The sequence below is a fragment of the Nonomuraea sp. NPDC050310 genome, from assembly GCF_040655795.1.
Lineage (GTDB): Bacteria > Actinomycetota > Actinomycetes > Streptosporangiales > Streptosporangiaceae > Nonomuraea.
This window is the reverse complement of the sequence record NZ_JBFAKP010000001.1, coordinates 156984-174480: the sequence shown is the minus strand read 5'-3', so window position 1 is coordinate 174480 and position 17497 is coordinate 156984. Positions and strand designations below refer to the sequence as shown.

24 protein-coding genes are annotated in these 17497 nt (G+C 71.4%); 12 read left to right on the top strand and 12 right to left on the bottom strand.

The features are described 5' to 3' along the window. Positions 1–135 precede the first annotated feature (135 nt). Positions 136–717 (top strand): copper chaperone PCu(A)C, encoded by a 582-nt coding sequence (locus AB0I67_RS00910; protein ID WP_357915508.1) that lies wholly within the window; start codon positions 136–138, stop codon positions 715–717. Between the two features lie 102 nt (positions 718–819). On the opposite strand, the gene AB0I67_RS00905 is transcribed toward AB0I67_RS00910, so the two are convergent. Then, the gene (locus tag AB0I67_RS00905; protein ID WP_357915505.1) at positions 820–1509 is read right to left on the bottom strand and encodes a response regulator transcription factor; all 690 of its coding nucleotides are present in this window, start codon (positions 1507–1509) and stop codon (positions 820–822) included. After that, a complete protein-coding gene (locus AB0I67_RS00900) occupies positions 1506–2687 on the bottom strand; it encodes an ATP-binding protein (protein WP_357915502.1) in 1182 nt (393 codons plus the stop codon). The genes AB0I67_RS00905 and AB0I67_RS00900 overlap by 4 nt, the downstream gene beginning before the upstream one ends. A gap of 114 nt (positions 2688–2801) precedes the next feature. Between AB0I67_RS00900 and phoU the strand changes: the two genes are divergently transcribed. Beyond that, positions 2802–3446, top strand: coding sequence for a phosphate signaling complex protein PhoU (gene phoU, locus AB0I67_RS00895; protein ID WP_357915499.1), 645 nt, complete (start codon positions 2802–2804; stop codon positions 3444–3446). A 10-nt stretch (positions 3447–3456) separates the two neighbouring features. On the opposite strand, the gene AB0I67_RS00890 is transcribed toward phoU, so the two are convergent. Genes AB0I67_RS00890 through AB0I67_RS00880 form a run of 3 tightly spaced genes read right to left on the bottom strand, consistent with a single transcriptional unit; the run spans position 3457 to position 5484 of the window. Beyond that, positions 3457–3966, bottom strand: coding sequence for a GNAT family protein (locus AB0I67_RS00890; protein ID WP_357915496.1), 510 nt, complete (start codon positions 3964–3966; stop codon positions 3457–3459). Positions 3967–3968: 2 nt separating this feature from the next. Further along, positions 3969–4712, bottom strand: a complete 744-nt coding sequence (locus AB0I67_RS00885; RefSeq protein WP_357915493.1) for a phosphoglyceromutase — start codon at positions 4710–4712, stop codon at positions 3969–3971. A gap of 10 nt (positions 4713–4722) precedes the next feature. Beyond that, complete coding sequence (locus AB0I67_RS00880) at positions 4723–5484, bottom strand: SAM-dependent methyltransferase (protein ID WP_357915490.1); 762 nt, start codon at positions 5482–5484, stop codon at positions 4723–4725. Positions 5485–5544: 60 nt separating this feature from the next. On the opposite strand from AB0I67_RS00880, the gene AB0I67_RS00875 reads away from it, so the two are divergent. Continuing rightward, complete coding sequence (locus tag AB0I67_RS00875) at positions 5545–6864, top strand: MFS transporter (RefSeq protein WP_357915487.1); 1320 nt, start codon at positions 5545–5547, stop codon at positions 6862–6864. Here the strand turns inward: AB0I67_RS00875 and AB0I67_RS00870 are convergent. Both AB0I67_RS00870 and mshA read right to left on the bottom strand, forming a co-directional pair. Further along, the gene (locus tag AB0I67_RS00870; protein WP_357915484.1) at positions 6831–7307 is read right to left on the bottom strand and encodes a YbjN domain-containing protein; all 477 of its coding nucleotides are present in this window, start codon (positions 7305–7307) and stop codon (positions 6831–6833) included. The two genes, AB0I67_RS00875 and AB0I67_RS00870, sit on opposite strands and share 34 nt — an antisense overlap. Next, positions 7304–8533: a D-inositol-3-phosphate glycosyltransferase gene (gene mshA, locus AB0I67_RS00865; protein WP_357915481.1), complete on the bottom strand. Its 1230-nt coding sequence runs from the start codon at positions 8531–8533 to the stop codon at positions 7304–7306. Before mshA ends, AB0I67_RS00870 begins: the two co-directional genes overlap by 4 nt. 131 nt (positions 8534–8664) lie before the next feature. Between mshA and AB0I67_RS00860 the strand changes: the two genes are divergently transcribed. The 9 genes from AB0I67_RS00860 to AB0I67_RS00820 all read left to right on the top strand — a co-directional run bounded on the left by AB0I67_RS00860 (position 8665) and on the right by AB0I67_RS00820 (position 14047). Continuing rightward, on the top strand, positions 8665–9402 hold the full coding sequence (locus tag AB0I67_RS00860) for an SDR family NAD(P)-dependent oxidoreductase (protein ID WP_357915478.1): 738 nt from the start codon (positions 8665–8667) through the stop codon (positions 9400–9402). Continuing rightward, complete coding sequence (locus AB0I67_RS00855) at positions 9399–10169, top strand: class I SAM-dependent methyltransferase (protein WP_357915475.1); 771 nt, start codon at positions 9399–9401, stop codon at positions 10167–10169. Before AB0I67_RS00860 ends, AB0I67_RS00855 begins: the two co-directional genes overlap by 4 nt. 53 nt (positions 10170–10222) lie before the next feature. After that, entirely contained in the window at positions 10223–10579 is a 357-nt protein-coding gene (locus AB0I67_RS00850) for a BlaI/MecI/CopY family transcriptional regulator (protein ID WP_357918326.1), read from the top strand. Further along, complete coding sequence (locus AB0I67_RS00845) at positions 10576–11478, top strand: M56 family metallopeptidase (RefSeq protein ID WP_357915472.1); 903 nt, start codon at positions 10576–10578, stop codon at positions 11476–11478. The genes AB0I67_RS00850 and AB0I67_RS00845 overlap by 4 nt, the downstream gene beginning before the upstream one ends. A 61-nt stretch (positions 11479–11539) precedes the next feature. Further along, positions 11540–12001, top strand: coding sequence for a helix-turn-helix transcriptional regulator (locus AB0I67_RS00840; RefSeq protein WP_357915469.1), 462 nt, complete (start codon positions 11540–11542; stop codon positions 11999–12001). Between the two features lie 3 nt (positions 12002–12004). After that, positions 12005–12427 (top strand): hypothetical protein, encoded by a 423-nt coding sequence (locus AB0I67_RS00835; protein ID WP_357915466.1) that lies wholly within the window; start codon positions 12005–12007, stop codon positions 12425–12427. 94 nt (positions 12428–12521) lie between these two features. Then, positions 12522–12905, top strand: coding sequence for a DUF2516 family protein (locus AB0I67_RS00830; protein WP_357915463.1), 384 nt, complete (start codon positions 12522–12524; stop codon positions 12903–12905). Then, positions 12906–13214: an acyl-CoA thioesterase domain-containing protein gene (locus AB0I67_RS00825; RefSeq protein ID WP_357915460.1), complete on the top strand. Its 309-nt coding sequence runs from the start codon at positions 12906–12908 to the stop codon at positions 13212–13214. A gap of 89 nt (positions 13215–13303) precedes the next feature. Continuing rightward, the gene (locus AB0I67_RS00820) at positions 13304–14047 is read left to right on the top strand and encodes a BTAD domain-containing putative transcriptional regulator (protein WP_357915457.1); all 744 of its coding nucleotides are present in this window, start codon (positions 13304–13306) and stop codon (positions 14045–14047) included. 12 nt (positions 14048–14059) lie between these two features. Here AB0I67_RS00820 and AB0I67_RS00815 read toward each other — a convergent pair whose 3' ends face one another. The 5 genes from AB0I67_RS00815 to AB0I67_RS00795 are packed head-to-tail and all read right to left on the bottom strand — an operon-like array spanning position 14060 to position 17495. Continuing rightward, positions 14060–14254, bottom strand: coding sequence for a hypothetical protein (locus tag AB0I67_RS00815; RefSeq protein WP_357915454.1), 195 nt, complete (start codon positions 14252–14254; stop codon positions 14060–14062). 25 nt (positions 14255–14279) lie between these two features. After that, entirely contained in the window at positions 14280–14696 is a 417-nt protein-coding gene (locus AB0I67_RS00810) for a S26 family signal peptidase (protein WP_357915451.1), read from the bottom strand. After that, positions 14693–16474, bottom strand: a complete 1782-nt coding sequence (locus AB0I67_RS00805; RefSeq protein WP_357915448.1) for an ABC transporter ATP-binding protein — start codon at positions 16472–16474, stop codon at positions 14693–14695. Before AB0I67_RS00805 ends, AB0I67_RS00810 begins: the two co-directional genes overlap by 4 nt. Beyond that, a complete protein-coding gene (locus AB0I67_RS00800; protein ID WP_357915445.1) occupies positions 16471–16974 on the bottom strand; it encodes a TlpA disulfide reductase family protein in 504 nt (167 codons plus the stop codon). The genes AB0I67_RS00805 and AB0I67_RS00800 overlap by 4 nt, the downstream gene beginning before the upstream one ends. Then, a complete protein-coding gene (locus tag AB0I67_RS00795) occupies positions 16974–17495 on the bottom strand; it encodes a MauE/DoxX family redox-associated membrane protein (RefSeq protein ID WP_357915442.1) in 522 nt (173 codons plus the stop codon). The genes AB0I67_RS00800 and AB0I67_RS00795 overlap by 1 nt, the downstream gene beginning before the upstream one ends. Between the last annotated feature and the right edge of the window lie 2 nt (positions 17496–17497).

Genomic DNA, 17497 nt, shown 5'->3' with positions numbered 1-17497 from the left:
AGGGCTTGACAAGCCTACAACTCTATGAATCGCAAAGGCTGGCATAGCTAATGACCTGCAGGGGCGCGTAAATGACCATGGGATCTCATGGATAAGGTTGGCGGTGCCAACTCCGCTCCATGGTAAGGAGAGTCCGTGACCAGCCGACGCTGGATTATCGCCGCCGCCGCGTTCCTGGCAGCCCCGGTTCTGGCCGGCTGTTCCGCCGGATTCGATGCCAACACCAACAAGCCGTACCAGCCGGTCGAAGGCGCCGCCCTCATCGAGGCCGACGGCAGCGCGTACGGCTCGCGCGGCCTGAGCATCCCGCAGGCCTTCGTCCTCGGCCCCGACTCCGGCGCGCAGCTCACCCAGGGCGGTTCCGCGCCGCTCTACCTGAACCTGCTCTCCTACGCGGGCGACACGCTCCAGGACGCCGCCAGCGACCTCGGCACCATCAAGGTGACCGCCCCGGTGCAGCTCCCGGCCGGCAAGCTCGTCGACACCGGCAAGCCCACGCCGCAGTTGATGATCACCGGTCTGACCAAGGCGCTGCGAGGCGGCGAGAGCGCCCGCATCAAGCTGCGCTTCGCCACCGCCGGCGAGGTCGACCTGACCGTGCCCGTGGTGACCCGTAGCCGCGAGTACACCGCCTACCCGATGCCGCCGGGCGCCACCCCCGCCCCGACGCCCTCGGCCACTCCTACGCCCTCTGAGGCCTCTTCCGGCGGCCACTGAGTCCTCTTCCGGCGAGGCCACCTGACCGCCGGTCCCCGCACAACGCCTGAGGGGCGGTACGGCTCGCGCGAGCCGTACCGCCCCTCAGGTACGTTCGGGGTCCTACTCGGCGGGCTCGAACTTGTAGCCCAGCCCGCGCACGGTGAGGATGCAGCGCGGGTTGGCCGGGTCCGCCTCGACCTTCGCGCGCAGCCGCTTGACGTGCACGTCGAGGGTCTTGGTGTCGCCCACGTAGTCGGCGCCCCAGACCCGGTCGATGAGCTGGCCGCGGGTCAGCACCCGGCCGGCGTTGCGCAGCAGCACCTCCAGCAGCTCGAACTCCTTGAGCGGGAGCTGCACCTGCTGGCCGCGGACCGAGACGATGTGCCGGTCGACGTCCATGCGCACCGGCCCGGCGGCCAGGATGGCGCTCTCCGGCTCGTCGAGCGCGTCCCCCTGGCGGCGCAGCACCGCGCGGATGCGGGCGACCAGCTCGCGCGAGGAGAACGGCTTGGTGACGTAGTCGTCGGCGCCCAGTTCGAGCCCCACGACCTTGTCGATCTCGCTGTCCTTGGCGGTCAGCATGATCACCGGCACCTTGGAGCGCTGCCGCAGCGAGCGGCAGACCTCGGTGCCGGGCAGGCCGGGCAGCATCAGGTCGAGCAGCACCATGTCGGCGCCGCTCCGGTCGAAGATCTCCAGCGCCTCGGGGCCGGTGGACGCCACGGAGACCTCGAACCCCTCCTTGCGCAGCATGTAGGACAACGCGTCGGAGAACGACTCCTCGTCCTCCACCACGAGAACTCGGGTCATGAGGGAACCTCCGTGAGGGTTTTCGCAGTAGGTACGGCCACCGCGGTGCCGCCGAAGGCGGGCAGCCGCAGGGTGAAGGTCGATCCGGAGCCTTCCTTGCTCCAGACCGTCACCTCGCCGCCGTGCGTGGCGGCGACGTGCTTGACGATGGCCAGGCCGAGGCCGGTGCCGCCGGTGGCGCGTGACCGGGCGGCGTCCACCCGGAAGAAACGCTCGAAGATGCGTTCCAGGGCCTCTTCGGGGATGCCGATGCCCTGGTCGCTGACGCTGATCTCCACCGACTCGCCGGCCGGGCGGGTGCTGACCACGACCCGGGTGTGCTCGGGGCTGTAGGCGATGGCGTTGTCGATCAGGTTGCGCAGCGCGGTCGCCAGCAGCTCGTCGTCGCCCCAGACGCGCAGGCCCTCGGTGCCGCCGGAGACCAGGGTGATGTCCTTGCCCGCGGCCTTCGTCGTGGAATGGTCGATGGCCTCGTGCACGATCTCGTCGATCGGCACCTGGCCGGGGGTGGGGATGGGCTCGGCGCCCTGGATCCTGGAGAGGGTGATGAGGTCCTGCACCAGGTAGGTCAGCCGGGCCGACTCCAGTTGCATGCGGCCGGCGAAGCGGGTGACCGCCTCGGGGTCGTCGGCGGCGTCCTGGATCGTCTCGGCCAGCAGGCTCAGCGCCCCGACCGGGGTCTTGAGCTCGTGCGAGACGTTGGCCACGAAGTCGCGGCGGACCGCCTCGACGCGGCGGCGCTCGGTCTGGTCCTCGGCGAGCACCAGCACCTGGCCGTGCGAGCCCAGCGGGGCCACCCGGACGGCGAAGCTGGTCGACTCCTGGCCGAAGCGGTGCCCCGCGACCTCGATCTCGCTCTCGCGGATCTCGCCGTCCCTGCGCACCTGCCTGGCCAGGGCGAGCAGTTCGGCGGCCATCAGCCGGTCGCCCTTCACCAGCCCGAAGGCGCGTGCGGCCGAGCTGGCGCGCAGCACGCGGTCGTGGGCGTCGAGGACGACTGCGCTGCTGGGCAGTACGGCGAGCACCGAGGCGACCCCCTGCGGCAGGGCCCCCACCTCGCCATCGTCGGAACCGTCGGTCCTGTTCGGCGTCTCGATCTGGTTGCGGTAGAACAACACCGCGAACGCGCCGACCACGAATCCGGCCAGGGCGGCCAAGCTCATGGCCATCTCACTCATGTCTTCGATGGTAGGTGGGCTTTTCCGGACACCCGACCCCCGACCTGGACGCTTCCCGCAAAGTTCACTTCGCGGTAGGGGGTCGTTCATCGCGCGGAACATACCGTGGAGGCCATGCGTGACGCCTACCATGAAGAACTCGACGCCCTCACGGTGAAGCTCGTCGAGATGACCCGCCTGGTCCGCTCGGCCATCTCCCGGGCGACCACCGCGCTCCTCGACTCCGATCTGCCGCTCGCCGAGAGCGTCATCTCCCGCGATGAGGAGGTCAACCGCCTCTTCGCCGAGATCGAGGCGTCGATCTTCGAGCTCATGGCGCGCCAGCAGCCGGTCGCGGTCGACCTCCGTATGATCATCACCGCGCTGCGGATGGGCACCGACCTGGAGCGGATGGGCGACCTCGCCGAGCACGTGGCCAAGGTGGCCCGGCTCCGCCACCCCGACTCGGCCATCCCGGTCGAGCTGCGGCCGACCATCCTGGAGATGGGGCAGATCGCGGAGAACATCGTCACCAAGGCCGGGAGCTGCATCGCGCGCCGCGACGTGGAGTCGGCGCTGGAGCTGGAGGGCGACGACGACGCCATGGACCGGCTGCACCGGAAGCTGTTCCGGGAGATCCTCGCCAAGGAGTGGCAGCACGGCGTCGAGCCGGCGATCGACATCACCCTCGTCGGCCGCTACTACGAGCGCTACGCCGACCACGCGGTGCGGATCGCGCGGGACGTGGTCTACCTGGTGACCGGTTCGAGGCCCGCCTGACCCCGCGGGGTCAGGGGCGCAGCAGCGAGTAGAGGACCTGGTCGTGCCAGCGGCCGTCGCGCCACTGCGCCTGCCGTACCACGCCCTCGCGGGTGAAGCCGGCCTTCTCCAGGGCGCGCTGCTCGGCGAGGTTCCGCACGTCGGTGAAGGCCTGGATGCGGTGGGCGCGGGTGTGCGCGAACAGGTAGGCGGCGAGCTGGCGCTGGGCCTCGGTGCCGATGCCCCGGCCCTGGAAGGCCGGGCGCAGGGCGATGGCGATGGTCCAGCACCACGAGCTGGGGCCGGGGCCCCAGTAGCCCTTGAACCAGTCGATCCGGCCGGCCACGTCGTGGTCGGCGCAGACGGTGAGGGTGCCGGCCTCGTCGCCGAGCAGGCCGGTCTCGTAGAAGGCGCGGCGCTGCCGCACCGGGTCGCGGAAACCGAACCACTGGAACGGCCCGGTGCCCTCGGGAGTGGCGAACTCCTCCTCGAAGATCACCAGGTCCTTCTCGACGACCGGCCGCAGCCGCACCCGGTCCATGGTCAGCGACCCTGGTTGGCCACGGCCTCGATGGCCGCGCGGGCGGCGTCCGGGTCGAGGTAGCGCCCGCCGGGCGTCACCGGACGGTAGGACTCGTCCAGGTCGTAGACGAGCGGGATGCCGGTGGGGATGTTGAGCCCGGCGATGGCCTCGTCGGAGATGCCGTCGAAGTGCTTGACCAGCGCGCGCAGCGAGTTGCCGTGCGCCACCACCAGGACGGTACGGCCGGCCGCGAGGTCCGGCACGATCGAGTCGTACCAGTACGGCAGGGCGCGGTCGATGACGTCCTTGAGGCACTCGGTGCGCGGCATCAGCTCCGGCGGCAGAGACGCGTAGCGCGGGTCGCCGGCCTGCGAGTACTCGTCGCCGTCGGCGATCGGCGGCGGCGGCACGTCGAAGGAGCGCCGCCAGAGCATGAACTGCTCGTCACCGAACTCGGCGCGCGTCTGGGCCTTGTCCTTGCCCTGGAGGGCGCCGTAGTGGCGCTCGTTGAGCCGCCAGGAGCGCTTGACCGGCAGCCACTGCAGGTCGGCCGCCTCCAGCGCGAGGTTGGCGGTGCGGATCGCCCGGTTGAGCAGGCTGGTGTGCACCACGTCGGGCCGGATGCCCGCCTCGATCAGCAGCTCGCCGCCGCGCCGGGCCTCGGCCTCGCCGCGCGGGGACAGGGGCGCGTCCACCCAGCCGGTGAACAGGCCCTTGAGGTTCCATTCGCTCTCGCCGTGCCGTACGAGCACCAAAGTCGCCATGGGACCAATCCTAGGGGTGGCTCTTGCGGGCGACTCCACAGAGGAAGTAAGCGGGGCGGACGTCGCGGAAGGGCTGCAGCTCAGGGATCTCGGGCCGCCAGTCGGGCAGGTTGACGACGCCGGGCTCGACGAGGTCGAGGCCGTCGAAGAAGGCGCGGATCTCGGCGGAGGACCGGGCGGTGAATTGGGCGGAGGCGCCCTGGTAGACGGCTTCGACGCCGGGCTGGGCCTCGGGCTGGATGTCGTTGCACACGTGCGACAGGACCAGGTGGCTGCCGGGCGGGAGCGCCTCCAGCAGGGTGTCCAGGATCTCGCGCGGGCGTTCCTGGACGAAGTGCACGATGGCCAGCAGGAGCACGGCGACGGGCCGGGTGAAGTCGAGCTCGGCGCGGGCGGCGGCCAGGATCTCCTCGGGGCGGCGCAGGTCGCCCTCCAGGACGGCGACGTCGGGGCTGTCCTGGAGGATGGCGCGGGCGTGGCTGAGCACGTGCGGGTCGTTGTCCACGTAGACGGTCTTCGCGCCGGGCGCGTGCTCGGCGGCGACCTGGTGCACGTTGCGCTGGGTGGGCAGGCCGGCGCCGATGTCCAGGAACTGGCGGATGCCCTGGCCGGCGAGGTACTCGACCGCGCGGCCGAGGAAGGCGCGGTTCTCCCGCACTCCTACCGGGATGAACGGGACGTGCTTGAGGACCTGTTCCGCCGCCTCGCGGTCCGCCGGGAAGTTGTCCTTGCCGCCGAGGAAGTAGTCGTACATCCGGGCAACATTCGGCACTTTCGGATCAAAGGTCACAACACTTGATCTTATGATTTTTCCTAGTAAATGATCAGGATCGTGGCCAAAATCCTCGGCGTCCAACTCGCGCCCGGCGTGACCCGGAAGAACATGATCGCCGCCTGGTCGGTGGGTTTCGCGACGACCATGTTCGTGGTCTTCATCCCGACCATGCAGCCCTACCTGCTCTCGGCCGTGCTCGGCCTGCCCAAGGAGAGCCAGGGCAGCGTGGTGGGGCTGCTCGGGACGGTGGCCGAGATCACCATGGTGCTCAGCCTCGCCTGGTACGGGGCGCTGGCCGACCGGCACGGGCGGCGGCCGATCGTCGTCGCCGGCTTCCTGATCTGCGCGCTCGGGGCGGTGCTCTTCCCCTTCGCCGGCAACGCGAGCGTCCTGGTGGCGCTGCGGGTGCTGCTGGCGCTCGGCACCGCCGCGCTGGGCGGCATGTTCGGCACGATCGCCATCGACTACGCGACCAATTCCTCGCGCGGCAAGTCCTACGGCGTCCTGGGCGTCACGACCGGGCTGGGCGGGCTGCTGGCGGTGTTCGCGCTGGCGCGGCTGCCTAAGCTCTTCGAGGCGCAGGGCCTGTCGGCCGCCGACGCCGCCCGGGCCAGCTTCCTGACCGTGGCGGTGCTGCTCGTGGTCGCCGGGCTGATCATGCGGGCCGGCCTGTCGAAGGCGCGGGTCAGCGACCAGAGCCGGCACATCCCGCTGACCCAGCTCATCGCCACCGGCACCCGGCTGGCCAGGGACCCGGGCGTCGCGCTCGCCTACGCCGCCGCCTTCGTGGCCCGTGCGGACCTGGCGGTCGTCTCCGGCTTCATGGCGCTCTGGGTCAACCACGCGGCGCAGGAGGCCGGGCTGTCCGAGGCGGCCGCGCTGGCCAGGGCGGGCATGATCGTCGGCATCGCGCACACCATGGCCCTGCTGGTCTCGCCGCTGCTCGGCTGGCTGGGCGACCGGGTCAAGCGGCAGAACCTGGTGATCGTGGCGCAACTGGTGGCCGCGCTGTCCTACCTGTCGACGCTGCTGGTGTCCGACCCGCTCGGCCCGGCGATGATCATCGTGGCCTGCCTGGTGGGCGTCGGGGAGATCGCCGGGATCAACACCGCGGGGCCGCTCCTGGGCCAGCAGGTGCCGGCCGCGGTGCGCGGCTCGGCCTTCGGGCTGCACTCGCTCTGCGGGGCACTGGGGATCATGGTCGTGTCGATGCTGGGCGGCTGGCTCTACGACGTGTGGATCCCGGCCGCGCCCTTCGTGGTGGCCGGCTCGCTGGGACTGGTCGTGGTGGCCTTCGGGCTCGTGGTGCGCAACAAGGTCGTGCCGCACCCCGAGCACGAGGGTCAGGAGGGGTCGGCGAACCTGGCGAAGGCCTGAAGGTTGGCGGTCGACTCGCCGCGCGACAGCCGCCAGGCCCACTCGCGCCGGATCGAGGAGGCGAAGCCCAGCTCCAGGGCCTTGTCGAAGCCCTCGTCCGCGTAGGTGAGCACGCAGCCGAGCAGGCGGTCGACCTCCTCCTCCGACAGCGCCTGGAGCGGCATCCGGCCGACCAGGTAGACGTCGCCCACGGGGTCGAGGGCGAAGTGCACGCCGTACATGCCGCCGTTCTTGGTCAGCAGCCAGCGGTAGAACTCGGCGTGGTTCTCGTCGGGCTGGCGGCAGAAGAACGCCTCGACGTGCAACGCCTGGTCGTTGACGATCAGCCAGGTCATCGTGGCGAGCTTGTGGGTGCCGGGCAGCTTGACCAGGAAGGCGCCCGGGCGGGGCTCCTCGAAGCCGACGTCGAGCGATTTGAGCGCGCTTTCGAGGATCTGCCTCATACGGCCAGCTTAAGGGCACGGTTGGCGACGGCTTCGCCGTACACGTCCATGAGCTTGGCGGCCGTCGCCGACCAGCCGAAGCCCGCGGCGTGCGCCCGCGCACCGGAGGAGAGCCCGTCGCGCCAGCGCGGGCTGGCGACGAAGCGCTGGAGCACCCGGGCCCACTCGTGCGGGTCGTGGCTGTCGACCAGGACGCCGGAGACGCCGTCGGCGACGGCGGTGCGCAGCCCGCCCACCGAGGCGGCGGCGACCGGGGTGCCGCAGGCCTGCGACTCCAGGGCGACCAGGCCGAAGGACTCGTTGTAGGAGGGCACGACGGTGACGTCGGCGGCGCGGTACCAGTCGGCCAGCTCGTGCTGCGGCGCGGGCGGCAGGAGCCTGACCACGTCGGTGATGCCGAGTTCGGTGGCGAGCTCGGCGAGGATGTTGGGCTGGCACAGGCCGTTGCCGGAGGGGCCGCCGACGCAGGCGACGACCAGCCGGGAGCGCAGCGAGGGGTCTTCGATGAGCATCCGGGCGGCCGCGCGCAGCAGCACGTCGGGGGCCTTGAGCGGCTGAATGCGGCCGACGAAGAGCAGCACGTGCGCGTTCTGCGGCAGGCCCAGCCGGTGGCGGGCGGCGCCCTGCGAGCCGGGCTGGAAGACGGTGAGGTTCACGCCGGGGTTGACCACCTCGACGCGGTCGCTCGGCGCGCCGTACAGGTCCATGAGCTCCAGGGCCTCGTCGGAGGTGTTGGCGACCAGGCGGTCGGCGACCTCCACGACCTGCTCCTCGCCCAGCACGCGGGCCTGCGGCTCCGGCTTGTCGCCGGTGGCCAGCAGCAGGTTCTTGACCTTGGCCATGGTGTGCATGGTGTGCACCAGCGGTACGCCCCAGCGTTCCTTGGCCAGCCAGCCCACCTGGCCGGACAGCCAGTAGTGCGAGTGGATGACGTCGTAGCGGCCCGGCTCGTACATCGCCTCGGTCCGCAGCACGCCCGACAGGAACGCGCACAGTTGCGAGGGCATGTCGCCGCGGTCGAGCTCCTCGTACGGCCCGGCGGTGATGTGCCGCACGAGCACGCCGGGGGTCAGCTCGACCACCGGCGGCAGGTCCCGTGCGGTCTGCCGGGTGAAGATCTCGACTTCCACGCCCGCCTGGGCTAGGCGCTTGGCGGATTCGACGATGTACACGTTCATGCCGCCCGCGTCGCCGGTTCCCGGCTGATCGAGCGGAGACGTGTGCATGCTGACAGTCGCGACCCGGCCGACTCGGCGTCGCCTCACCGGGCATCACCTCCGAAAGGGCTATAACCACCCTTTTCGCGATGACATTCCCGGTTAAAGATCACATTTCGCGCTGCTGGCAGGATAGGCGCATGACGAAGACGGCAGTGGTGACCGGGGCGAGCAGCGGCATCGGCGAGGCGACCGCGCGGCGGCTCGCCGCCGAGGGGTACCAGGTGGTGGCGGCGGCCCGGCGGCGCGAGCGGCTGGACAAGCTGGCCGCCGAGGTGGCGGGGATCACCCCGGTGACGCTCGACGTGACCGACCAGCCGTCGGTGGACGCCCTCGCCGCCTCGCTGGAGCGCTGCGACGTGCTGGTGAACAACGCCGGCGGCGCGCTCGGCCTGGAGCCGGTGGCGCAGGGCCGGCTCGACGACTGGCAGCGCATGTACGACATCAACGTGCTCGGCGCGCTGCGGGTCACCCAGGCGCTGCTGCCCGCGCTGATCGACTCGGGTGACGGGGTGCTGGTCATGGTCACCTCGGTGGCCGGGATCGTCTCCTACGAGGGCGGCGGCGGCTACTGCGCCGCCAAGCACGCCCAGACCTCCATGACCGAGACGCTCCGCCTCGAACTGGTGGGCCAGCCGCTGCGCATCATCGAGATCGTGCCCGGCATGGTGCGGACCGAGGAGTTCGCGCTCACCCGCTTCCGCGGCGACGGCGACGCCGCCGCCAAGGTCTACGAGGGCGTGCCCGGCCCGCTGGTGGCCGACGACATCGCCGACGCGATCGCCTGGACGGTCACCCGCCCCTCGCACGTCAACGTGGACCGGCTGGTCATCCGGCCGCGCGCCCAGGCCGCCCAGCACAAGGTGCACCGCGTGTGAAGCCGGTCGGCGCCATCACCCGCGGCACCACCGGGGTCAACCGGCTCAGGCGGGCCGACCGGTGGACCGTCGCCGTGCACGGCCGCCGGATGCCCGGCGAGCTGGCCGTGGACCTCGGCTACGGCGCCTCGCCGGTCACCACGCTGGAGCTGGCCGACCGGCTGGGTCCAGGGGTGGAGGTGCTCGGGCTGGAGATCGATCCGGCGCGGGTGGCCGCGGCCAAGCCGTACGAGCGGCCCGGGCTGCGTTTCGCGCTGGGCGGCTTCGAGCTGCCGGTGCCACGGCCGCCGATGCTGATCCGGGCCTTCAACGTGCTCAGGCAGTACGGCGAGGCGGAGGCGTGGCACTACTGGGAGGTGCTGCGCGGCAAGCTGGCGCCCGGCGGGCTCCTGGTCGAGGGGACGTGCTCGGAGGTCGGCCACCGGGCGGTCTGGGCCGGCCTGACCGCTGAGGGGCCGCGGACGCTGACCTTCGCCGCGCGCTTCGACGCCTTCGACAAGCCCTCCGACCTGGCCGACCGGTTGCCCAAGACGCTCATCCACCGCAACGTGCCGGGCGAGCGGGTGCACGCCTTCCTGCGCGACTGGGACCGCGCCTGGGCGGTGGCCGCGCCGTACGAGAGCCACGGACGGCGTCAGCGGTGGCTGGAGGCGGCGCGGACGCTGTCCGGCCACTGGCCGATCTTCACGCACCCGCCGCTCGGCGGCCGGGCCCGGTGGCGGCTGGGCGAGCTGACGCTGCCCTGGTCGGCTGTGGACGGGGAGTGAGATTCGTCTCCCCACCTGCTTACTCGACAGTACGTAGTACTACGCTGGTGAGTGTGAAGGGTCTTGGCGAACTCGAGCGCAGCATCATGGACATCCTCTGGGCCGAATCCTCGGCCCTGACGGCCCGCGAGGTCGGCCGGCTGATCGCCGACCGCGACCTGGCGCCGACCACCGTCATGACCGTGCTCGACCGGCTCACCCGCAAGGGCTTCCTGCGGCGCACCCGCGACGGGCGGGCCTGGCGCTACGAACCCGCGGAAAGCCGCGATTCGTACGTCGCCGAGCTTATGCTGGAGGCGCTCGATCTGACGGGCGACCGTTCTGCCGCCCTCGCCCGCTTCGCCAAGGCCGTCTCCGGCGACGAAGCGGAGATCCTGCGCAGAGCGCTTCAGGAGCTGGAGGAAGAGTGATCACCGCGGCCGCGCTGGCGACGCTGGCGTTGGGCTGCGCGCTCGGCGCCTGGCGGTTCACCTCCGCGCGCTGGACCTATCGCTCCCCCCGCATGGCCATCCTGCTGTGGCAGGCGCTCGGTCTCACCTGGGGGCTGGCCAGCATCGGCACCCTGCTCGCCTTCGCCATCATGCCGTACGACCGGGGGGTGCTCCACGGGCTGATCGCCTTCGCCCGCGGGGTCCGGCCGAACGAGCCCTGGGACGTGCCGCACGTGCTGGCGATGATCGCCGGGCTGTCGTTGCTGGCCGTCCTGATCCTGGTCACCGCCACCGCCGGGGTGCAGACCCTGCGGGCCCGGCGGCGGCACCGGCTCCTGCTGTCGCTCATCGCCCGCGAGGAGCCCGGCATCCCCGGCGTGCGCGTGCTCGACCATCCGGGCGCGGCGGCCTACTGCGTGCCCGGCTGGAACTCCGAGGTGGTCATCAGCGCGGGCACGATGGCGCTGCTGTCGCAGGACGAGCTGGCCGCGGTGCTGGCCCACGAGGCGGCCCACGTGCGCGAGCGGCACGACCTGGTGATCCTGCCCTTCGGCGCGCTGCGCGCCGCGCTCCCCTGGTCGAAGACGGTCTCCGAGGCGCAGGCGCAGGTCGAGCTGCTGGTCGAGATGGCCGCCGACGACCGGGCCCGCCGCTACGTCTCCGCCCGCCGGCTGGCCACCGCCCTGCTCCGCTTCGGTACGGCAGGCGCCATGCCCGCCCCGCACGGCATGCTCGGCATGCAGTCCCACGTGATGGCCAGGGTCGATCGCCTGATCAAGCCGATTCCCGATTTGTCGCGTTCGTTGCGGTATGCGGTGTTCGCGCTCATTGTGACGTTGACCACTGCCGCCCCCTTCCTGTGGGTCATCCCAGCTTGACCGCTTGCTGGGGTTAGCCATCGCGTTTGCAATTGCAAGCACCGCGAGGCATGCTAGAGGCATGGCACTACCGAAGGTCGGCTCGATCGGCGAATACATCCGCGAGCAGAGGCAGCAGGCGAAGATCTCGCTGCGCCAGCTCGCCGAACAGGCGGGGGTCTCCAACCCCTACCTGAGCCAGATCGAGCGCGGCCTGCGCAAGCCGAGCGCGGAGATCCTCAACCAGATCGCCAAAGGTCTGTCCATCTCCGCCCAGGCGCTGTACGTGCAGGCCGGCCTGATGGAGGACCGCGAGCAGCCCAGCGACGTCATCGCCGCGATCAGGGCGGACGCGGGACTCAGCGGCCGCCAGCGCCAGGTGCTGATCGACATCTACGAATCGTTCCGCAAGGAGAACCGCGCCGAGGGAGAGCAGCCCTCGACGCGGCCGGAGACGGACTCCGAATCGGACGACGAACCGCCGCTGCCGGGGGAATGGCTCTCGGGCAACGGCTACGTCAACCAGGAAACCGAGAAAGGTTAACCCATGACGCTCGCCACCGAGGTCAAGAAGCTCACCGAGACCAAGCCCTTCTACGCCGTCGCGGGCGCGGGCGACTTCGTCGTCGAGAAGCTCCGCGAGCTCCCGGCCCAGCTCCAGAAGCTGTCCTCGGCCGACCTGGCCCGCGAGCTGCCCGAGCGCACCCGCACCGCGGCCGGCAAGGCCGAGGAGATCGTCCGCGACCTGCCGGTCAAGGCCCGCGGCTACGCCGACCTGATCGGCGTCCGGGCGACCGAGGTCTACGAGGCCTCCGTCAACCGCGGCCGCAAGGTCGTCAGCCGGGTGAGCGGCGAGGCCGCCCTGGAGCTCGAAGAGGTCTCCACCGCCGCCGAGCCGCCCGTCGCCGAGCCGGTCCAGCCGGTCAAGAAGACCCGTACCACCAAGGCCTCCCCGACCACCAAGGCCTGACCTTCCCGCGATGCGGCCCGTCTCGATCGAGACGGGCCGCATCCATGTCCGCCCGTATAGTCTGGGGGTCGTCAAGCTAGAGGGCGGAGCGAACATGAGTCTGATCAGCGGCGGCCTGAACATCCTCTTCCTGGTGCTCGCCATCGCCATCTTCGGCATGTCGGCCTACGCGTTCGTCCACGCGCTGCGGGTGCCGGCCAACGCGTTCGTCGCCGCGGGCAAGCTCAAGAAGAACATCTGGCTGCTCATCCTTGGCCTGGCCACCCTGCTGTCGGCGGGCGGCGGCTTCGCCTTCTTCCAGGACCTGCGCCAGATGTGGGCGCTCGGGCTGTCCGGGTTCATCGGGCTCGGCGCGATCAGCATCTTCTCCATCGCCTCGGTCATCGCCGCGACCGTCTACATCGTGGACGTGAAGCCCGCGGTCAAGGGCATGGGCGGGCGCGGCGGCGGCCACATGGGCCCCTACGGGCCCTGGTAGATGCCCCTACGCGAGCTGGTCGAGGAAGCCTTCCTCGGCTGGCTCGACGCCCGGGGCGGGCGTTCTGCGCTGCGGCGTGCGGCGGTCGACCTGGTGGTCCGGGCCGCGAGCTGGGAGTTCTTCGCGCCGATCCGGCCCGAGCCGGCGACGATCGCCGTGCACACGGAGCGCGTCGGCACCACGTCGATCACGCTCGCCTTCACGGTGCGGTGCGCGGCCGACGTGGTCGCCGCCGCCACCGTCACCTACGTCTGCGTGCGAGGCGGACGGACCGTCCCCCTGCCCGCCCACCTCGGCGTGCCGGTCTAGGCGGCGACCTTGGTCCACGGCCCTGGTAGCCGCGCCATAGTAGATCAAAAGCGCGGCCGCGTAGCCTCCCGCCGAGTGGAGGTGAGGCTGTGTTTCGCGTTCTCGGTCATCTTGAGCTCGACTTTCCCGGTTCCTCCGTCCATATCGGCGCACACAAGCAACGGGCCCTGCTGGCGATGTTGCTGCTGCGCGCCGGTCGGCCGGTCAGCACCGACCAGTTGATCACCGAACTGTGGCCGCAGGCCGTGCCGCCCACGGCGGGGGCGAGCCTGCGCACCTATGTCTACCGGCTGCGCCGGCACCTGCGCCCGCTGGCCGGAACCGGGCTGAGACTGTCCACCTGCGGATTCGGCTACCGGCTCTGCCTGCCGTCCGGGTTGCTCGACGCGGCGGAGTTCGAGCGGCTGCTCGGCCAGGGCAGCCTCGCGCTGGAGCGCGGCGAGCACTGCCGGGCCTCCGAGCGGCTCGGCGCGGCACTGGCGCTGTGGCGGGGCGCGATGCTGCCCGACATGGACATCGACCTGGTCCGCGGTGAGCGCGACCGGCTGCACGAGACCATGTTGTGCGCGCGGGAGCTGTGGCTGGAGGCCGAGCTCGGGTGCGGCCGGCATCGGCAGGTGGTCGCCGACCTCGAACGGCTGGTGAGCGAGCACCCTTTCCGCGAGGCGCTGTGGAGCCTCCTCATCACCGCGCTGGCCCGATCCGGCCGGCGAGCGGACGCCCTGTCCGCCTGGACGCGCGTCCGCTCGCTGCTGGCCGTCGAACTCGGCACCGGACCCGCCCCCGAGCTGGTGCTGCTGCAGCGCAGCATCCTCAGGGGCGAGCCGGTGTGACCTCAGGAGTGCTCAGGCGGCGAAGCACTGCTTGTCGTACCAGGTGCTGCAGTCACTCCGCACGCACCTGCGGCGGACGCAGCAGATGCCGCCCGAGCACGAGGGGGTGCTCCAGGCGCCGCAGTGCGGGGTGCACGCCGCCTTGGCCTCCACGGTCGGGACGAGCAGGCCGACGAGACGGTCGGCGATCGCGCTCAAACGGGACATGGACCTTTCCTTTCTTCGAAACGCCTCAGGCACCTTCCGGCCGGTTCTGGCCGTGGCGTAGCGGCCTGATCACTACGCCAAGCACGTCCGACTCCCTGACGAGGCCGCAGTGGCGGGAGTCGTAGCTCACCTCGGGGTTGTCACCCAGCACCGCCAGAGCCCCGCTGGGCACCGGCCCCTCGTGGGGCACCGACGCTGGAGCCGGCTCGCCGTGGACGGCGGCGATCCGCTTGATCAGGTGCCCGTTTCCGGTGGGGTCGCGCAGGACGGCGATCTGGCCGGTGCGCAGGGCGCCCTCACGGGCCCGGCGCACCAGCAGCCGATCACCCCGGCGCAGGGTCGGCGCCATGCTGATGCCCTGGACGACGACCACGGTGAAGGTACGGCGCAGCCGTACCCAGGCAAGCAGGACAGCGGCGACGGCGGCCAGCGCGGCGATCACGACCCCACCACCTCGAACCCCCTGGCCTGCAGGCGGAAGAGCCGGGCGTAGACGCCGTCGAGCGCCAGGAGAGCATCGTGGGAGCCCTGCTCGGCCACCACCCCGTCCTCGAGCACGACGATCTGGTCGGCGTCCCGCACGGTGTTCAGCCGATGAGAGATGAGCAGGCTGGTCCGGCCCTCGCGATAGCGGCGCACCCGGGCGTGAACCTCGGCCTCCGCCCCCGGGTCCAGCCCGGAGCTCGGCTCGTCGAGGATCATCAGGTCGCGGCCGTGACGGAAGAACGCCCGAGCCAGCGCGCTGCGCTGCCACTGGCCGCCCGACAGGACCACACCTGTCGAGGCGTCGGTGCGCTCCTCCTCGCTCACGAACATCCGGGTGAGCTGGGTGTCGTAGCCGCGAGGCAGGTCCGACAGCACTCGATCGAGGCCCGCCTCGCCCGCGGCGGCACGGATCCGGTCCAGGTCGGCCATCGCGGTGACCTCGCCGATGGCGATGTTGTCGCGGGCGGAGAAGTCGTAGCACATGTAGTCCTGGAAGACCGCGGTGATCCGCTCCCGCAGGCCGGCCGGATCGGCCTCACGCAGATCGACGCCGTCCCACAGGATCGACCCCCTGGTCGGGTCGTAGAAGCGGCACAGCAGCTTGACCAGGGTGCTCTTGCCGGCGCCGTTGCTCCCGACCAGCGCCACGGCCTGTCCGCGCGGCAGGTAGAGGGAGACGCCGCGCAGGATCCACGGGTGCTCGTCGCTGTACCGGAACCACACGTCGCGAAGTTCGATGCCATCCCGGAGCGGCGGCAGCGGCACGGCGGCTCCGGCGATGGGCAGGTCCTGCTCTTCGCGCAGGACGCGCGCGTAGTGGCCGACCAGCCGTAACCCGTGATGCGCGTCGGCGATGCCGCCCAGCAGCGCGAGCAGCGCGCCCTGCACGGCCGCGACCGCCGCGATGAACAGCGAGACGTCGCCGGGCGTGAGCCGTCCGGCCGTCGCCGCGCCGATGGCCCAGACCAGCCCGCCGCCGGCGACGACCGAGGCCAGCAGCCCCAACCCCACCTCGGTGGACAGCTCGCGGCGGTCCACCGCGCGCCGGGCCAGGTCCGCGCCGCGCAGGTCGGTCATCATGCGCTCGCGCAGCAGCCCCCCACTGCCGAAGAGCCTGATCTCCTTGGCCGCCTCGATCGTGCTGAGCAACTCGGCGTAGAAGAACTGCCGTCGCTCGACGGGACTGACGGCCCAGAGCATCGCCAGCCGCCGCCGGGACAGGCGCAGGTAGGCCAGCAACGCGGGCACGGCCGAGACGAGCACGATCGCCGTCATCGCCGGACTGATGATCAGCAGGGAGACGGTGAAGCCCGTGAGCGTGAGCGCCGACCGTGCCAGCGCGAAGACCCCGGTCACCACCGTGCCCGCCTGCGTCACCCCCTCCTGCGCGAGGCGCAGCCCGTCGAGGAAGCGCGGCTCCTCGAACCTGCGCAGACCCACGAAGGCGGTGGTGGCGGCGAAGAGCCGATCGGTCATGTGTGCGGTCATGGCCCTGCTGATCTGGCGGCCCAGGTACTCCGTGACCTGCGGCATGGCCGCCGTCGCCACGCCCACGACCGCCAGCGCCACGGCAGGACCGACCAGCGAGCCCGTGCCCAGGCTGAGGCCGTCGAGGACGGCCTTGGTCAGCCAGGTCATCGCCACCGGTCCCGCGGCCTGCGCGAGTGCCATCAGCGCGTAGGCGGCGACCTGCCGGCGAGCACACCGCCACGCCACCGTGGCCGCGGTCCTCATGCCGGGACGGGCTCGGCGAGGCTGGCGTCGAGCCCCTCGGCCACGACCGTGCCGCTGCCGTCGATCAGGTAGACCGAGGGGAAGGCCATGACGCGGAAGGCCTCCTGGAGTGCTCCGGTCGAGCCTTCGGCGACGACGGCGGCGACCGGCGCCAGCTCCCGCACGTAGTCTTCCGCGGGTCCTGACACCACGGCGATCACGTCGTACGGCACCTGCCCGGCGCGCTCGACGAAGCGGGGCAACAGCTCGGCACAGGGCTCGCAGCCCGGGGTGAAGAAGCCGACGAGCGTCCGCTCGTTGAGCCGGCCACGCGAGATCGGCCTGCCGTCCACATCGGTCGTGGCGAACTCGCCCACGACGGCTCCCACCCGCACGCCGCCCAGCTCGTCGCGGCGCGAGGCGGCCTCCGCGCGCAGCCGCCGGATCACCCCGACGGTCAGCAGCAGGTTGAGTAAGGTCAGCAGGCTCAGCACGACGACGGCGGCGGTCAGGTACACCATCAGGCGCTCCTTACGGGCTCGGCGAACAGGACGACGAGGTCATCGAGAGCGATCAGCACGACCGCTCCGGCCACTCCGGCCAGGACGGCCACGGCTGCGCCCGCTACGGTCGTCGTCCCTGCCTGCGGCGATGCCGCCCCCCATCCGGTCAGGGCCACGGCGCCCAGCAACGTGTTCCTGACCAGGTGGACCCGGCCGAGCGGGGTGGTCGACGCGCCGAAGCACCGGCACGGGGTCCGGATGCCGCGACGCAGCGAAAGCGCCACCGCGCCGGTGAAGGCGACCAGCATGAGGACCACGAGCGCGAACCCCGGCCGCGGCCAGACCGCCACCGCCCCCACGCACACCGCCTCCGCCGCCACCACCGCTGCCGCGGCGGCAGCGGCGCCGCGCCCGCCGGGCAGCAGGCGCAGGGAACGCAGCGATGAGACAAACGCCTTCCAGCCCACCGGCTTGGTCATCGCGGAGACCGCGAACACCACGCCGAGCAGGACCTGGCAGGCCACGAGCACGTAAGCCATGC

Excerpts from the sequence above, each read along its gene's own strand:
- AB0I67_RS00870 (WP_357915484.1), bottom strand. The coding sequence starts at position 7,307 with ATGAGGCAGATCCTCGAAAGCGCGCTCAAATCGCTCGACGTCGGCTTC.
- phoU (WP_357915499.1), top strand. The coding sequence starts at position 2,802 with ATGCGTGACGCCTACCATGAAGAACTCGACGCCCTCACGGTGAAGCTC.
- AB0I67_RS00900 (WP_357915502.1), bottom strand. The coding sequence starts at position 2,687 with ATGAGTGAGATGGCCATGAGCTTGGCCGCCCTGGCCGGATTCGTGGTC.
- AB0I67_RS00815 (WP_357915454.1), bottom strand. The coding sequence starts at position 14,254 with ATGTCCCGTTTGAGCGCGATCGCCGACCGTCTCGTCGGCCTGCTCGTC.
- AB0I67_RS00885 (WP_357915493.1), bottom strand. The coding sequence starts at position 4,712 with ATGGCGACTTTGGTGCTCGTACGGCACGGCGAGAGCGAATGGAACCTC.
- AB0I67_RS00840 (WP_357915469.1), top strand. The coding sequence starts at position 11,540 with ATGGCACTACCGAAGGTCGGCTCGATCGGCGAATACATCCGCGAGCAG.
- AB0I67_RS00825 (WP_357915460.1), top strand. The coding sequence starts at position 12,906 with ATGCCCCTACGCGAGCTGGTCGAGGAAGCCTTCCTCGGCTGGCTCGAC.
- AB0I67_RS00890 (WP_357915496.1), bottom strand. The coding sequence starts at position 3,966 with ATGGACCGGGTGCGGCTGCGGCCGGTCGTCGAGAAGGACCTGGTGATC.
- AB0I67_RS00795 (WP_357915442.1), bottom strand. The coding sequence starts at position 17,495 with ATGGCTTACGTGCTCGTGGCCTGCCAGGTCCTGCTCGGCGTGGTGTTC.
- AB0I67_RS00835 (WP_357915466.1), top strand. The coding sequence starts at position 12,005 with ATGACGCTCGCCACCGAGGTCAAGAAGCTCACCGAGACCAAGCCCTTC.
- mshA (WP_357915481.1), bottom strand. The coding sequence starts at position 8,533 with ATGCACACGTCTCCGCTCGATCAGCCGGGAACCGGCGACGCGGGCGGC.
- AB0I67_RS00830 (WP_357915463.1), top strand. The coding sequence starts at position 12,522 with ATGAGTCTGATCAGCGGCGGCCTGAACATCCTCTTCCTGGTGCTCGCC.
- AB0I67_RS00805 (WP_357915448.1), bottom strand. The coding sequence starts at position 16,474 with ATGAGGACCGCGGCCACGGTGGCGTGGCGGTGTGCTCGCCGGCAGGTC.
- AB0I67_RS00860 (WP_357915478.1), top strand. The coding sequence starts at position 8,665 with ATGACGAAGACGGCAGTGGTGACCGGGGCGAGCAGCGGCATCGGCGAG.
- AB0I67_RS00800 (WP_357915445.1), bottom strand. The coding sequence starts at position 16,974 with ATGGTGTACCTGACCGCCGCCGTCGTCGTGCTGAGCCTGCTGACCTTA.
- AB0I67_RS00905 (WP_357915505.1), bottom strand. The coding sequence starts at position 1,509 with ATGACCCGAGTTCTCGTGGTGGAGGACGAGGAGTCGTTCTCCGACGCG.